Here is a 14,535-nt window from a genome sequence, read left to right on the forward strand (position 1 = left end):
GGAAACCGATACCCATGCCACAACCCTTGCTGGTCGCTGCGGCGGCAATCACTAATGAACAGGGGCAAGTCTTGATTGCCCGCCGCCCTGCCAGTGTTGAACAGGGTGGGCTGTGGGAGTTCCCCGGAGGCAAACTGGCACCTTATGAAACCGGTCTACAAGCTCTCAAGCGCGAGATCCATGAGGAGCTGGGAATTGAAGTTGTGCATGCTCGTCCGCTGATCCGTGTGCGTCACCATTATCCGGAAAAATCGGTACTGCTTGATGTCTGGAAGGTGCTGAAGTTCACTGGTGAGCCCTGGGGGCGAGAAGGGCAGCCAATCCGTTGGGTTGCTATGAGTGATCTGCCCAGTTATAGCTTCCCGGCAGCCAACAAACCCATCATGACAGCGATCCAACTGCCTGATGAGTATGCCATTACCGGTGAATTTGAAAGTCACGAGCAGGCTCTGTATCAGCTGAATACATTGCTGGAGCAAGGTGCCAAGCTGATCCAGCTGCGTGCTCCCTGGCTGGATGCTGAAGACTACCGTCAGCTTGCACAGCGGTTTCTGCCAGCCTGCCGTCAGGCTGGTGCGCGTCTGGTGTTAAATGCAGCTCCTGAGCTGTTACAGCAGGTGGATGCGGATGGCATCCACCTGACTGCTGAACGCCTGGCCGCTCAGGATTACCGCCCAGTGTCCTCTGATAAATGGTTGTCAGCAGCCTGCCATGATCAGGCATCCTTGCGTCATGCTGAAAAAATTCAGGCGGATCTGGTCACTCTCTCTCCCCTGTTACCTACGCCCACTCACCCAGATGCCATTCCTCTGGGTTGGAACGGGTTCCGAACCATGATAGAAAACTGCACAATTCCTGTTTATGCACTGGGTGGTATGAGTGCTAAAGACAAGGATCGGGTTTTTGGCCTTGGCGGTCAGGGTGTAGCGGGGATCAGTCAGTTCTGGTCATCCCACTCATCCTGATTGATAGCCGGTTCGCCGGCTATTTTGTGGTCTTCTGCTGCCCAGCTTCCCAAATCAATCATCTTGCAGCGTTCACTGCAAAAAGGGCGCCAGCTGTTTTCGGCGCTTAAAATACTTGGTTTGCCACAGGTAGGGCAAGGAAAAATACGTGTTACATCCCGCTTCATAAAGTTTTCCTGGCTAGTTCAAGGTAGTGCTGGTGCAGGCATTCTACCTGTTTCTGCAAAGTGTTTAAGTCCCCGGTGTTGTTAATGATGTCATCCGCCGCCGCCAGCCTTTGATCACGGCTAATTTGTTGAGCCATGATCTTTTGCACCAATTCAATAGAGTTGTCATCCCTTTGACAGGTTCGTTGCAACTGTATTGATTCGGGTACATCAATCACCAGCAGACGGTCAACCAGTTGATTCTGACTTGATTCAATCAACAGAGGTGAAGACAGGATAGTGTAGGGGGCAGATCGCTGTTGTAAAGCCTCCAGCATCAGGGTGTTAACTCTTGGATGCACCCGCTGCTCCAGCCACTCTTTTTGTGCTGGATCATTAAAAATCAGCTCCCTGAGTTTTGCGCGGTTTAATTGACCATCCGATAGTTTGATTCCTTCACCAAAGTATTCAAAAAGCTCAGGAAGTAAAGGGGAGCCCTTTTCCAGTGCCTGGCGTGCTATTACATCAGCATCAATGATTTGAATACCCAGCTCAGAAAAAAAATTGCTGGCGGCTGTTTTTCCTGACCCTATACCACCAGTAAGGCCGATAATGGGTGATCTACAGGTAGTATTAACTTTAAGCATCAGTCGGTTCCTTTTGAAGGCCGGTTATTTGACAATGCAGCCAGTCAGGTTGGCTTACCGTGTGTTAAATGACAGGAAAAAAAGAATAAATGAATAATACACTTGCCAAATAAAACTATTTGTATAAAAATTACACCGCCTGTTGAATTTTAATCTTTGGAGTTAAATATGTCTATTCTAGCATCATATCGTGAAAAAGAAGAGTTGATGCGCAAGCTACAGGACGAGCTGCGTAAGATGGAAGAGAATCAGCAGCTCAAGAAAGAGCTAGATTTTAAAGGAGAAGTTGAGGCGCTGCTTGACAAATACGAGCGTTCAGTTGCTGACCTGGCCGAGATTTTTGATTTAAATCAGACTGTAGTAGCCAAGGCTTCCGGCCGTGGTAATCGCCGCAGCCGTAAACTTAAGGTTTATGTTAATCCTCACTCCGGTGAGCGTGTGGAAACCCGTGGGGGTAACCAGACACGGTTGAAAGAATGGAAAAAACAGTATGGTTCTGACACAGTAGAAGGCTGGGTTGCAGAAGAAAAAGACTGAGTGATCCATCCAAAAAGCCCTGACTGAGTCAGGGCTTTTTTTGAAGCCTTCATTAAACTTTATAGCGGTTGATCAACTCATCCATCATTGTTGCCAGTTCATTCAGTTGTCGGGTGGAGTTGGACGCTGCACGAGTTCCTGCTGCGGTCTGCTCTGTGACAACAACAATCTGATGAACATTTTCATTGATTGTTTCAGATACGTTGGTCTGCTGTTCCGCTGCGCTGGCAATTTGTGCATTCATATTGTTAATGGTATTGGTCGCATCGCGGATGCTTTTTAACGCCTGCTCAACCTGATGTATCTCTTCAACACTCTTGTTACTACTATTTCTGAGCGCACCAATCAGGGTGATGGCAGAATGAATGCCATTCTGCAGGTGTTCAATCATCTGCTGAATTTCCTGTGTGCTTTGCTGGGTTCGGCTGGCGAGTGTGCGTACTTCATCTGCAACCACAGCAAAACCTCGTCCTGCATCACCCGCTCTGGCAGCCTCTATGGCGGCATTCAAGGCCAGCAGGTTGGTTTGTTCAGCAATACCCCGTATAACATCAAGAACACCACCAATGTTGTCTGATTCTGCTCCCAGATCACCAATCACCTGCACACCCCGATCCACCTGGCCAGCAAGATTGTTGATGGCAGTTACAGCACTCTGCAGTGTTTGTTGGGAATCAATAACCCGCTGCTCTGCATCACTGGCAGCAACGGATGCCCTGCTGGCGCTGTCAGCAACCTCCTGGGCTGCCGCAGCCATCTGGTTCATGGCTGTCGCCACTTGATCACTTTCTGATTGCTGGCGCACCACACCCTCTTCAGCACTTTGCATAATCTGTTGCAGCTCACCCGCCGTTTCACTCAAGGTATGGCTGGAGCTGGCAACCTGTGAGACCAGGGTTTGGACCTGTCCGGCAAAATGGTTAAAAGAACCACCAAGTTTTGACAGTTCATCCTGACCTTCAGCGGCCAATCTGCGAGTCAGGTCACCATCTCCTTCAGCAATGGATTGCATAGCACTCAGTGCAGATTTGAGCGGATTAAGGATGCTGCGGGCAACCAGCAACGCCAGTAGAGTGATAACAGCCAATATGATCAGGGCTGTGATAATGGAGCTGATCAGTATCTCGGCAAGTGCCTGATCAACATCCTGCTGCATAGAGACTACCTGCCGCTCCAGTCCATCAATCCAGAAGCCGGTTCCCAGCATCCAGCCCCATTGATCCAGCATCTCTGCATAACCCAGCTTGGGTTCATTTTTATCATTTTCACTGTGAGCCCAATGATAATAAACATAGTCACCCTGCTTTTCTGCGGCCTTCCATAGCTCACGGAATATATAAACTCCGTTAGGATCCTGCATGGCTTCCAGGTCACGTCCTTCCAGTGCTTGATTAACACCATGCATAACATTGCGGCCACTACGATCATAAATAAAAAAATAACCAATGCTGCCGCTATCATTAAAACGCATTTGCCGTAACAGGTCTTTAGCCTGCTCACGCACCAGTGGATTGCTCAAAGCATCAGGATGGTTATAAAGATGACTGATGGCACTGCGTGCCAGTTCCAGGTAGTTTTTGATTTCCACACGTTTTTCTTCTTCGATAGCATGCCGAAAGTTGTTGACCCCTTGATTACCAAGATTTTTTGCTTGATGAAGATTAAAAGAAACCAATGCAATGGCGAGCAGGGTGATGGGTAGTAATGCCAGCAAGAAAATTTTTGTTTTAATGGTTAGACTTTGCATGGATTTTGCCTTAATTGATCGACTTTAGCTTGAGTATAGTCACCAGAAAAAAAATGCCAGAAAAAAAACACCAGAAAGCAGGTTTTTATAGGCGATCTGCATTGTTAATCGCTAACCAGCTCCACACAGTCAGGTGTTATATCATTATCGAGATAAGCCATGCCCAGCAGGTTGAGGTAATCCATGCGGTTGGCTTTCATCAGGTCGATTTCAGGAAGGTTAATGCCATTTTGCTGGTAGAGACACGCCAGATAAGCCAGGTAGTTTTCACCAGTTTCCAACAGCAGCAGGCTGGCAGCGCCCACATCAGGTTTTACTTTTTGGTTTAACGCTTCCGGTAGTTTAACTTCCAGAACAACGGGCGCTTCGTCGCCTTGGATACGTCCACTGCGATTACGAACAGTTTGATTGGCCCAGTACCAGGCTAAGGCTTTACTCTGGGATAAAAACACCGGCTCATTGGTTTCCGTAAAGCTGTCACCAAGGGTTGCCATGGTTTTTATAGCGGACTCTCTCAGTGCTTGATCACCGGAGCGCTTTAAGCCCTGTGTCTGAATAGAATCAACCAGAGCAGATGAGGTGCCATGATACCAGACATTGCTGGTGGCAAAACCCTGCTCGGTTAACAAATCTTTTGAGTCTTTAAGAAAAGCCGGTATGTCAGTCATCAGTGAGCCACCTATGCAGTTTGCCGTAGAAATCAGCTTATCATTCTATCGAGTAGGAGGGGGAGTTACCTCCCCCGTCCTCTCACACCGCCGAGCGGACGGTTCCGCACCACGGCAGTTCATAAAGTACACTTGAGCTGACGGTAACCGTCCATCAGCGATATCAACTCCAGTCTATCAAACAACTTCTTTGGCAGCGCCTGATTTAAGTGTGACGCGCCATGCCTGGCGCACCACAACAAAAGGCCGCCCATGATTGAGCGGCCTTTTTTGTACACATCTGATCAGTGACGGAAGTGGCGCATTCCGGTGAAGACCATGGCAATACCGGCTTCGTTCGCGGCCTGAATAACCTCTTCATCACGCATGGAACCACCGGGCTGAATTACAGCGGTGATGCCTGCAGCAGCAGCGGCATCAATACCATCACGGAAGGGGAAGAAGGCATCGGATGCCATCACGGAGCCCTTCACTTCCAGCTTTTCATCTGCCGCCTTGATGCCGGCAATTTTTGCCGAATACACACGGCTCATCTGACCGGCACCCACACCAATGGTCATACCATCTTTGGCATACACTATAGCGTTGGACTTAACGTATTTGGCAACCTTCCAGGCAAAGGCCAGGTCTTTTAATTCCTGCTCGGTCGGAGCGCGTTCAGTGACCACCTGCAGATCTTCACGACCCACAACACCCAGGTCACGATCCTGAACCAGCAGACCACCGGTCACACGTTTAAAGTCCATACCCTGATCACGCTCACCCGGCCAGAGTTCACTGGCATCCAACAGGCGCAGGTTTTTCTTGGTGGCAATAATTTCTACCGCAGAGGCATCTACACCAGGTGCAATAATCACTTCAGCAAATTGGCGATCAACAATAGTACGCGCTGTCAGTGCATCCAGCTTACGGTTGAAGGCAAGAATGCCACCAAAAGCACTGGTTGGATCGGTTTTAAAGGCCAGATCATAAGCCTTATGGATGTCTTCAGCGACAGCGACACCACAAGGATTGGCGTGTTTAACAATCACACAAGCCGGTTCATTAAAGGCTTTAACACACTCAAAAGCTGCATCAGTATCAGCCACGTTGTTATATGATAGCTCTTTACCCTGTAGTACCTTGGCCGTTGCTACGCAGGCTTCTGTTGGGTTGGCTTCGGCATAAAAAGCAGCTTTTTGATGAGGGTTTTCACCGTAACGCATGTCCTGACGTTTGGTGAACTGGCTGTTGAAGGTGCGCGGGAAGTCTTCACTGCCACCTTCTACCAGGCGACCCAGATAGTTGGCAATGGCACCATCATAAGCAGCGGTGTGTTCAAAGGCTTTTACGGCCAGATCAAAGCGAGTCGGCTGGGTTACACCACCGGCATTGGCATCCATTTCACTCAGCACCCGATCATAATCAGCAGTGTTCACCAGAATGGTGGTGAAGGCGTGATTTTTGGCGCAGCTGCGCACCATGGTCGGGCCACCGATGTCGATATTTTCGATAGCCATGTCCAGTGTGCAGTCATCACGGGCAATGGTTTGCTGGAAAGGGTAGAGGTTCACCACCACCAGATCAATTGGATCAATCTGATGTTCTGCCATCACCGCATCATCCTGACCACGACGACCCAGAATGCCGCCATGAATTTTGGGGTGCAGGGTTTTAACACGGCCATCCATCATTTCCGGGAAATCGGTATGCTCGGATACTTCCTTAACCGCCAGTCCTGAGTTTTTAATCAGCTGATAAGTGCCGCCGGTGGACAGGAGTTCAACACCCCGGTCAATCAGGCCACGCGCCAGTTCAACAATGCCGGTTTTATCCGACACACTCAGCAGGGCGCGACGAATGGGAAGAGAGTTTGGGGTTGCCATAAGCCGGTTCAGCTCCTCGGGTATACTTATATAAATTTGTACTGCTAGATTAGGTCGTACTGCTTGAGTTTTTTGCGCAGGGTACCCCGGTTCAGACCCAGCAGGCTGGATGCCTTGGTCTGATTGTTCTCGGTGTAACGCATCACTGCTTCAAGCAGCGGGGCTTCCACTTCGGTCAGCACCAGCTCATACAGGTTGCAAACCGGCTGACCTTCCAGCTGGGCAAAATAGTTATCCAATGCCCGGTTAACGCTTTCACGCAGCGGACGCTCATTTTCAGATTTTTGCAGTGTTGCTTTTTTTGTTTCGGTCACGTTGGTTCAGTTCTGGTCATCGGGTTAAGCCGGTTGAGTCGGCTGTTGTGCATCCTGCAAGAAAATCCTGCTGAGCAGCTCCAATTGTTCTGCAGGGCTGTTCAAGGAGTTAAATTCTTTACGTCTTTCACTCATTCCGGCCTGGTGCAGATACCAGCCAAAATGTTTGCGGGCAATTCTTGCCCCCATGAATTCACCGTAGGTCGCATACAGTCCCTGCAGGTGGTGACTGATGATCTTTCTGACTTCTTGCGCATCCGGTTCAGGCAAGAGTTCTTGGTGTTTCAGCCAGTGGTTGATCTGGTTAAAAATCCACGGGCGACCCTGTGCAGCTCGACCGATCATCAGTGCATCCGCGCCGGTGTAATCCAGTACATACCTGGCTTTTTGCGGTGATTCGATATCACCATTGGCGATGATGGGTATTGTTGCTTGCTGGCAGACTTCGGCAAGGGTGTCGTATTCGGCCCCACCATTAAACTTGTCTGCACGGGTTCGACCATGAATTGCAAGAGCTTGTATCCCTTCCTGCTCGGCAATTCTGCTGATTGTAACAGCATTTCGATCATTTGCTGACCAGCCTGTGCGAATTTTTAAGGTGACCGGTACATCCACAGCGGCGACCACCGCAGCAACGATATCCCGAACCAGCTTTTCATCCTTCAGCAGCGCAGATCCAGCGGCTTTTTTTAATACCTTTTTTGCCGGACAGCCCATGTTAATGTCGATGATCTGGGCACCCATCTCAACATTGGCACGAGCTGCAGCGGCCAGCATCCGAGGATCACCTCCGGCTATCTGTATCATCCGGGGTTCTGGCTCATCTGCATGAGGCAGGCGCAGACGGGACTTGGTGGTATGCCAGAGCGACTGGTCGGAGGTCAGCATTTCAGCCACTGTCAGCCCTGCGCCGAGTTGTCGGCAAAGCGCACGAAAGGGTGCATCGGTGACACCCGCCATGGGAGCCAGCACCAGCGGTGTAGTGATCTGATACTTGCCGATCTGTAACACAGGTTGCGCCCATCTGATTTTCAGGGCGGCTATCTTACCTTGTGTCAGGCAAGGGTTAAAGACTGCTTTCAGGCTTGATGGGATGAATTCGTGCGGTTTGCACAAAAGTAGCTGGGCGATCCACAATCACCGCCATGGGATGATTGCTGCCCGGCTTGAGAAAGGTCAGTGATGAATGCAGTTCATTTGCAGTTAATATCTGGCTGGCAATAGGCTGAAGACTTAGGTTTAGCAACTCAATATTCAGGTTAGGCAATGGTAGATCACTGTTACCACTGTTGCCTAGTTGAAACTGGATTTCCATTCTTTGTGGATCAGCAGCGGCAGTGACACGGATGTCGCTGACCAGATAATACTGGTTCTGCTGTGATGTGCCACTGAGCAGCCAGCCACCTAGCAGGATCAGCGGTAAAACCAGCGCTGCGGCAATCAGTAGCAGTCGGCGTGGCGTGGTTTTGTTCGACTGGTGAGTGGGTGGAGGCGGTTCACGCGCTTCAGTAACCAGTTCAGATTCAAAGTCCGGATCAGATTCATACTGTATTTCCGGGTCTGGCTCATACTTTATTTCCGCTTCTGCCAGTTCATCCGGCTGCTGTCGGTATTCATGCAGTGTTGGAATATTGTGGTCAGACAGCTCAGACTCATAATCCTGTTCAGGGAGGGTGTTGTTTTCATGTTGATCATTCACTGGCAGATCAACACGATGATAACTGGCATTAAAGATTTTCAGACAATCGCCACAGCGTACCGCACCAAACGCCAGCTGCATTTCCTGCTGTGAAACTTCAAATACACTCTGGCAGTGGGGGCATTGTGCAAACTGTGTCTGACTTTTTATTTTCATGCCAATTATCCATTTTTTTATGACGCAAAATCAGTCCACTTTGCGAGTGCCAGTAATGCGAACCCAGCCATCCTTGTTGATGATGGCATCCAGCTCAAACCAACGCCGATAAGCAGCAGCAACGTCTTCAGCCTGGTGTGCCAAAATACCTGATAAAGCCAGCAGACCACCGGGGTGGACAAGACCGGACAATTCTTCTGACAAGCTGATCAGTGGTCCGGCCAGGATGTTGGCAACCAGTACATCACAGGATAGATCCGGGCAGTCTTCCGGGTAATAAACCGGAAAGCGTGCAGGGTCGATGCCGTTGCGCTCCGCATTCTGCTGGCTGGCTTGCAAGGCTTGAGGATCAATATCTATCCCCCAGGCCTGATCCGCACCCAGCAACAAACCGGCTATACCGAGAATGCCAGAGCCACATCCAAAATCAAGTAGAGTTTTGTGTTTAAGATCAAGGCCATCCAGCCATTGCAGGCAGAGTGCCGTGGTGGGGTGAGTGCCTGTACCAAAAGCCAGGCCCGGATCAAGAATCAGGTTCACTGCGTTCGGCTCGGGAGGTTGATGCCAGCTGGGCACGATCCAGAGGCGCTGCCCCATCTGAATGGGGTGAAAGCTGTCCATCCACTCACGGATCCAGTCCTTGTCTTCCAGAATTTCAACCTGCAGAACCGGCACGGAGGCATCAGGATAAAGCGCCTGCCAGCTTTGTTGCAGCTGGTTCAGCATCAAATCCACATCCAGGTTGCCGTCATACAGACCGGTCAGCTGGGTGGATTGCCATAAGGGTGTGGTGCCACGAATGGGTTCAAATACCGGCTGGTCTTCCGCATCAGTCAGGGTGATGGCGCAGGCACCGGCTTCCAACAACCAGTCTTCCAGCTGTTCGGCCTGTTCGGGGCGGATCAGGGTTTTGATTTGCAACCAGGACATAGGGGTTCCTGAAGGTCAAAGTTGGGAGGTTTGCAGCACTGAATTGAGCCATCCATGGCTCGAGCTGGAACAACAAACTCAGAGGCTGAGTTTCTTTTCCAGGTAATGGATATTAACGCCACCCTTTTCAAAATGGGTGTCACGCACCAGATCCTTGTGCAGATCGGTGTTGGTTTTGATGCCTTCCACCAGCAGCTCATCCAGTGAACCACGCATACGGGTCAGTGCTGCTTCACGATCCACACCCCAGGTGATCAGTTTACCGATCAGTGAATCATAGTGAGGTGGCACGGAATAACCGCTGTAGATGTGGGAGTCCATCCGTACACCCAGACCACCGGGAGCGTGATACATGGTGATCTTGCCGGGTGAAGGCATAAAGGTGCGTGGATCTTCGGCGTTGATGCGGCACTCAAAGGCGTGACCCATCAGCTGAATATTTTCCTGACGCAGGTGCAGAGGAATGCCGGAAGCAATCATCAGCTGTTCTTTGACGATGTCCACACCAGTGACCATTTCAGTGACCGGGTGCTCTACCTGAACACGGGTGTTCATTTCGATGAAGTAAAAGCGACCATCTTCATACAGGAACTCAAAAGTACCGGCACCACGATAGTTAATGGTTTTACAAGCATCCACACAGGCTTTTAAAACTTCGCGACGGGCATCTTCATTCAGCAGCGGAGCCGGAGCTTCTTCGATAACCTTCTGGTGGCGACGCTGTAATGAACAGTCACGGTCGTACAGGTGTACGGCATTACCCTGACCATCTGCCAGTACCTGAACTTCAACGTGGCGTGGGTTTTCCAGGAATTTTTCCATGTACACGGTGCCGTCACCAAAAGCAGCTTTAGCTTCGGTTTTGGTCACGTGAACCGCGTTCAGCAGAGCGCCTTCGGTGTGAACTACCCGCATACCACGACCACCACCACCAGCAGCAGCTTTGATGATCACTGGCAGACCAATGCGGCGTGCCATTGCCAGAATCTGCTCACCATCATCGGTTAGTGGGCCGTCAGAGCCAGGTACAGTGGGAACGCCGGCTTTTTTCATGGCAGCAATGGCAGAAACCTTGTCGCCCATCAAGCGGATGGTTTCAGCTTTTGGACCGATAAAAACAAAACCGGAACGCTCAACCTGCTCTGCAAAATCGGCATTCTCAGCAAGAAAACCATAACCGGGGTGAATGGCTGTGGCATCAGTGACTTCACAGGCAGCAATCAGCGCCGGAATATTCAGGTAAGATTGAGCGGACGCAGCAGGCCCAATACAGACGGCCTCGTCAGCCAAGCGCACGTGCATCAGATCCCGGTCAGCTTTGGAGTGCACAGCCACGGTTTTGATGCCCAGTTCGCGACAGGCGCGTAGGATACGCAGCGCAATTTCACCACGGTTGGCAATAACAACTTTCTCTAGCATGCTTATCCCTCATGGCGGTGTATTACACCGCTGCATTGAAGTGATCGGAAACCGGATGATTAAACCAGCAGAACCAGGGGCTGATCAAATTCAACCGGCTGACCGTCTTCAACCAGAATGGCTTCAACCACACCATCCTTGTCGGCTTCAATCTGGTTCATCATTTTCATGGCTTCAATGATGCAGATGGTGTCGCCTTTTTTGACTGCTTTACCCACTTCGATGAAGGAACCAGCACCCGGAGCTGGACTACGGTAAAAGGTGCCAACCATCGGAGATTTAACCTGGTGACCACTGACTGCTGCAGGTGCTTCTGCTGCTGGAGCTGCCGGTGCGGCAGCCTGAACAGGGGCTGGAGCAGCATAAGCAGGTTGATAAGCTTGTACCGGTGCAACCGTTGAATGACGGCTGATACGTACAGCTTCTTCACCTTCCTTGATTTCGATTTCGCTGATGTTGGATTCTTCCAGCAGTTCGATGAGTTTTTTTACTTTACGAATATCCATGGTTCTCTCTGACAGGTAGTTAAGTGGTTTAAGGTTTTATTGTTCGCTGTTGCGGGCTTTCAGCAGCTTTTGATGAGCTGCCTGCAGGGCCAGTTGATAACCCTGGGCACCCAGGCCGCATATCACGCCCTGAGCCAGATCTGAAAAATAGGAATGATGCCGGAAGGGTTCACGGGCATATACATTGGAAAGGTGTATCTCAATGAACGGAATGGCTACACCAGCCAGTGCATCACGCAGTGCCACACTGGTATGGGTAAAAGCAGCGGGATTGATCAGAATAAAATCCACCTGCTCATGAAAAGCCTGATGCACCCGCTCAATTAACAGGTGTTCTGCGTTGCTCTGGTAGCAATCCAGCTGAATGCCCAGCTCCACGGCATCTTGCATTAGGCCGATATGAATAGAATTCAGAGTTTCGTGACCGTAAATGTGTGGTTCACGTTGTCCCAGTAGAGTCAGGTTCGGCCCCTGCAGCAAAAGTATTTTGGTCATCAGTCGGGTTCAGGTTGCTTTGTCTGGTTTCAGGTTGGTGCAAATGTCATAAAAGTGCAAATAAAAGCAGCGAAAATCTGAGTCCAAACGATAATTTAAGTCTTTTGAACTGGCAAAAGTCGCAGCGGGTGAAGTTTGCCTAAAGTCGAAGTTCTTGTCCAGTTCTACTCTGTTTAACTTTGTTTTCGCAGATGTTAAACAGGTGATTGATAAAAATAGCAGCAACTTGCCCATCTTACTGCCGGGCTTGTGCCTGATTAAATGCCTGCAGGTGGCGCAACAAATCTGCAGCGTTCACCTCACCTTGAATACGCCAGTCCTGCCATTCTTCACCTTGCACAAAAAACATCAATGTTGGTGGCCCGAACAGCCGGTTGTCATCCAGCCACTGACGAGTTTGTGGGGTGATACGGGTCAGATCCAGCTTGTAACGATTGATGCCTTGCATGGCCTGCTGAATATCCGAACGTGGAAATACCCGACTTTCCATAATCTTGCAGGAAATACACCAGTCAGCATAAAGATCCACCATCACCGGCTGGGGTGAATTGTTGATCAGCCGTTGTAACTCGTCCAGCTGCTCTACTTTCAGTGGCTCTGCGATTGGCAGACCGCTGGTGTTTTCTGACTTGAGCCCTGCCAGGGGTTGCAGTGGGTTGCTGTTACCCGCAAGGGCACCAATCAACAGGCTGGCGCCATAAATCAGCAAAGCCAGGCCGGTGCTCAAGCGCAGTTTTTGCCAGCCGGTTGCAGCCCGGAAGTGCAAGCCACCAAAAAACACACCACTTCCCAGAGCCAGTAAACCCCAGAGCGCCATGGCCAGTGAAGCAGGCAGTAACCGCTCAATCAGCCACACAGCGACCACCAGCATCAGCAGTCCAAAAATAGCCTTGACCTGATTCATCCAGGCGCCTGCCCTGGGTAACCAGTGAGCACCAAAGGTGCCGACCAGAACCAGTGGTACACCCATTCCCAGCCCCATAGCGAAGAGTGCCAGCGCACCACTGGTGGCATTGCCGGTGGCAGCAATAAATGCCAATGCCCCGGCCAGCGGTGCAGTCAGGCAAGGGGAAACCACCAGAGTGGATACCGACCCCATCAGGGCAACATTCATGAGGGTGCCACTGCGGGGTTGCTGTAACTTTTGCAGATGTTGATCCAGCCAGTTGGGCAGGCGCAACTCCCAGGCACCAAACAGAGCCAGTGCCAGCACTGCAAACATCAGTGCAAAAGGCACCAGCAGCCAGGGGGATTGCAAAGCAGCCTGTAGATTCAGTCCGGCACCAAAAAGCCCCATCAGCGCACCAATCAGTGCATAGGTCAGTGCCATACCCAGTACATAAGCCAATGACAACAACAATCCGCGAGTTTTACGCTGGGCTTCGGGGTTATTGCCCTTGCCAATAATAATGGCGCTGAGGATGGGTAACATGGGCAATACACAAGGTGTGAAGGTCAGCCCCAGTCCGGCAACAAAAAACACCGCCAATGTCAGCCATAACTTGTCAGAGGCCAGCAAACCGGCAAGACGGCTACTGTTGCTGGTTGGTGGTGCAGGTGATGCCGAGGCTGTGTTGCTGGTAGCTGCAAGTACACGGGGTGCTGCTGAGGTATCCAGGGCAGCAAGGCTGATATCCAGTGTTTTGCTCTGAGGTGGGTAACACAAACCGGCATCAGCACAGCCCTGATAACGCAGGGTAACTAGGATGCTGGTCATCTGACTGTTGCCACTCAGCAGACCAGCCAGTTCCACCTGGCTGTAATAAACCTCGGTTTTACCGAAGTATTCATCCTCATGGCTGACAGAATCAGGAAAATCCAGTTGAACCAATTCCAGACCACTTGTATCCGGTAACTCTACCGCCAGCTGTTTACGGTAGAGGTAATAACCCGGCTCAATATCCCAGCGGGCAAAAATCTGACTGCCTTCAACCCAGGCATCCACCTTGAAGGCCTGATCTGGCGGCAAAAAAGTGGTCTTGCTGCCAGAGTTGCTCAGCCAGGAACCAAAACGACTACTGCCGGATTCAAACAGGCTGGATGCCTGAGACAGAGAGCTAAGCAGAAATACAGCCAGAAACAATACAGAAAAAACAGCGGGTCTGAATTTGCCAGGTGTCATGCAGCAGATATCCGGTTAATTGATTAGTGACCCTTCAGACCGGAAGGTCTGTTCAGGGTTCCCTTGCATCAAGTCGCGGCTGGTGTGACAAAGTTCAGGCTGCTGTGCAGGTGCTGATGGTTGCCCGCTCTATCACCCTAATTGTTCAATGGCGCTTTCGCCAAAATTAACACCAGAGTGAGCGATTTTAGGGCTTTTATGCCACATTATTCCGAAGAACGTAAAGCAGCTGTCAAACAGGCAAAGAGCCTTATGACCCTTTGCCTGTGTGTTGAGATGAGGTTCAGATCACCCGTTTGATGGACAAATAACCACCTTT

At 50.6% G+C, this 14,535-nt stretch carries 15 protein-coding genes; 2 read left to right on the forward strand and 13 right to left on the reverse strand.

Annotation, left to right across the window (positions count from 1 at the left end; translation table 11 throughout):
* Positions 1 to 14: 14 nt before the first annotated feature.
* Positions 15 to 965, forward strand: coding sequence for a Nudix family hydrolase (locus IBX50_RS01515; RefSeq protein WP_292252788.1), 951 nt, complete (start codon positions 15 to 17; stop codon positions 963 to 965).
* On the opposite strand, the gene IBX50_RS01520 is transcribed toward IBX50_RS01515, so the two are convergent.
* Together IBX50_RS01520 and coaE are read right to left on the reverse strand one after the other, a co-directional pair.
* Complete coding sequence (locus tag IBX50_RS01520; protein ID WP_292252789.1) at positions 938 to 1,132, reverse strand: DNA gyrase inhibitor YacG; 195 nt, start codon at positions 1,130 to 1,132, stop codon at positions 938 to 940. The two genes, IBX50_RS01515 and IBX50_RS01520, sit on opposite strands and share 28 nt — an antisense overlap.
* Positions 1,129 to 1,758, reverse strand: a complete 630-nt coding sequence (gene coaE, locus IBX50_RS01525) for a dephospho-CoA kinase (RefSeq protein WP_292252790.1) — start codon at positions 1,756 to 1,758, stop codon at positions 1,129 to 1,131. Before coaE ends, IBX50_RS01520 begins: the two co-directional genes overlap by 4 nt.
* 168 nt (positions 1,759 to 1,926) lie before the next feature.
* On the opposite strand from coaE, the gene IBX50_RS01530 reads away from it, so the two are divergent.
* On the forward strand, positions 1,927 to 2,295 hold the full coding sequence (locus IBX50_RS01530) for a histone-like nucleoid-structuring protein, MvaT/MvaU family (RefSeq protein ID WP_292252791.1): 369 nt from the start codon (positions 1,927 to 1,929) through the stop codon (positions 2,293 to 2,295).
* Between the two features lie 52 nt (positions 2,296 to 2,347).
* Here the strand turns inward: IBX50_RS01530 and IBX50_RS01535 are convergent, their stop codons facing one another.
* The 11 genes from IBX50_RS01535 to dsbD all read right to left on the reverse strand — a co-directional run bounded on the left by IBX50_RS01535 (position 2,348) and on the right by dsbD (position 14,216).
* Positions 2,348 to 4,042: a methyl-accepting chemotaxis protein gene (locus IBX50_RS01535; protein WP_292252792.1), complete on the reverse strand. Its 1,695-nt coding sequence runs from the start codon at positions 4,040 to 4,042 to the stop codon at positions 2,348 to 2,350.
* Positions 4,043 to 4,146: 104 nt separating this feature from the next.
* Positions 4,147 to 4,710 (reverse strand): hypothetical protein, encoded by a 564-nt coding sequence (locus IBX50_RS01540; protein ID WP_292252794.1) that lies wholly within the window; start codon positions 4,708 to 4,710, stop codon positions 4,147 to 4,149.
* Between the two features lie 284 nt (positions 4,711 to 4,994).
* Positions 4,995 to 6,575, reverse strand: a complete 1,581-nt coding sequence (purH, locus tag IBX50_RS01545; RefSeq protein WP_292252796.1) for a bifunctional phosphoribosylaminoimidazolecarboxamide formyltransferase/IMP cyclohydrolase — start codon at positions 6,573 to 6,575, stop codon at positions 4,995 to 4,997.
* Positions 6,576 to 6,619: 44 nt separating this feature from the next.
* On the reverse strand, positions 6,620 to 6,889 hold the full coding sequence (gene fis / locus IBX50_RS01550) for a DNA-binding transcriptional regulator Fis (protein ID WP_292252797.1): 270 nt from the start codon (positions 6,887 to 6,889) through the stop codon (positions 6,620 to 6,622).
* Positions 6,890 to 6,913: 24 nt separating this feature from the next.
* Positions 6,914 to 7,900 (reverse strand): tRNA dihydrouridine synthase DusB, encoded by a 987-nt coding sequence (gene dusB / locus IBX50_RS01555; protein ID WP_292252798.1) that lies wholly within the window; start codon positions 7,898 to 7,900, stop codon positions 6,914 to 6,916.
* 55 nt (positions 7,901 to 7,955) lie between these two features.
* Positions 7,956 to 8,744 carry an MJ0042-type zinc finger domain-containing protein gene (locus tag IBX50_RS01560; protein WP_292252799.1) on the reverse strand — a complete coding sequence of 263 codons (789 nt, stop codon included), beginning with the start codon at positions 8,742 to 8,744 and terminating at the stop codon, positions 7,956 to 7,958.
* 30 nt (positions 8,745 to 8,774) lie between these two features.
* Positions 8,775 to 9,674 carry a 50S ribosomal protein L11 methyltransferase gene (prmA, locus tag IBX50_RS01565; protein ID WP_292252800.1) on the reverse strand — a complete coding sequence of 300 codons (900 nt, stop codon included), beginning with the start codon at positions 9,672 to 9,674 and terminating at the stop codon, positions 8,775 to 8,777.
* A 78-nt stretch (positions 9,675 to 9,752) separates the two neighbouring features.
* Positions 9,753 to 11,093 (reverse strand): acetyl-CoA carboxylase biotin carboxylase subunit, encoded by a 1,341-nt coding sequence (gene accC / locus IBX50_RS01570; protein ID WP_292252801.1) that lies wholly within the window; start codon positions 11,091 to 11,093, stop codon positions 9,753 to 9,755.
* Positions 11,094 to 11,152: 59 nt separating this feature from the next.
* The gene (gene accB / locus IBX50_RS01575) at positions 11,153 to 11,599 is read right to left on the reverse strand and encodes an acetyl-CoA carboxylase biotin carboxyl carrier protein (RefSeq protein ID WP_292252802.1); all 447 of its coding nucleotides are present in this window, start codon (positions 11,597 to 11,599) and stop codon (positions 11,153 to 11,155) included.
* Between the two features lie 36 nt (positions 11,600 to 11,635).
* Positions 11,636 to 12,094: a type II 3-dehydroquinate dehydratase gene (gene aroQ, locus IBX50_RS01580; protein WP_292252803.1), complete on the reverse strand. Its 459-nt coding sequence runs from the start codon at positions 12,092 to 12,094 to the stop codon at positions 11,636 to 11,638.
* A 235-nt stretch (positions 12,095 to 12,329) separates the two neighbouring features.
* Positions 12,330 to 14,216 carry a protein-disulfide reductase DsbD gene (gene dsbD, locus IBX50_RS01585; protein ID WP_292252804.1) on the reverse strand — a complete coding sequence of 629 codons (1,887 nt, stop codon included), beginning with the start codon at positions 14,214 to 14,216 and terminating at the stop codon, positions 12,330 to 12,332.
* Positions 14,217 to 14,535: the final 319 nt, after the last annotated feature.

The sequence above is a fragment of the Marinospirillum sp. genome (assembly GCF_014859565.1).

Coding starts and splice junctions, on each gene's coding strand:
- prmA (WP_292252800.1), bottom strand. CDS start 9,674: ATGTCCTGGTTGCAAATCAAAACCCTGATCCGCCCCGAACAGGCCGAA.
- IBX50_RS01520 (WP_292252789.1), bottom strand. CDS start 1,132: ATGAAGCGGGATGTAACACGTATTTTTCCTTGCCCTACCTGTGGCAAA.
- purH (WP_292252796.1), bottom strand. CDS start 6,575: ATGGCAACCCCAAACTCTCTTCCCATTCGTCGCGCCCTGCTGAGTGTG.
- coaE (WP_292252790.1), bottom strand. CDS start 1,758: ATGCTTAAAGTTAATACTACCTGTAGATCACCCATTATCGGCCTTACT.
- IBX50_RS01515 (WP_292252788.1), top strand. CDS start 15: ATGCCACAACCCTTGCTGGTCGCTGCGGCGGCAATCACTAATGAACAG.
- IBX50_RS01540 (WP_292252794.1), bottom strand. CDS start 4,710: ATGACTGACATACCGGCTTTTCTTAAAGACTCAAAAGATTTGTTAACC.
- IBX50_RS01535 (WP_292252792.1), bottom strand. CDS start 4,042: ATGCAAAGTCTAACCATTAAAACAAAAATTTTCTTGCTGGCATTACTA.
- aroQ (WP_292252803.1), bottom strand. CDS start 12,094: ATGACCAAAATACTTTTGCTGCAGGGGCCGAACCTGACTCTACTGGGA.
- accC (WP_292252801.1), bottom strand. CDS start 11,093: ATGCTAGAGAAAGTTGTTATTGCCAACCGTGGTGAAATTGCGCTGCGT.
- IBX50_RS01530 (WP_292252791.1), top strand. CDS start 1,927: ATGTCTATTCTAGCATCATATCGTGAAAAAGAAGAGTTGATGCGCAAG.
- dsbD (WP_292252804.1), bottom strand. CDS start 14,216: ATGACACCTGGCAAATTCAGACCCGCTGTTTTTTCTGTATTGTTTCTG.
- IBX50_RS01560 (WP_292252799.1), bottom strand. CDS start 8,744: ATGAAAATAAAAAGTCAGACACAGTTTGCACAATGCCCCCACTGCCAG.
- accB (WP_292252802.1), bottom strand. CDS start 11,599: ATGGATATTCGTAAAGTAAAAAAACTCATCGAACTGCTGGAAGAATCC.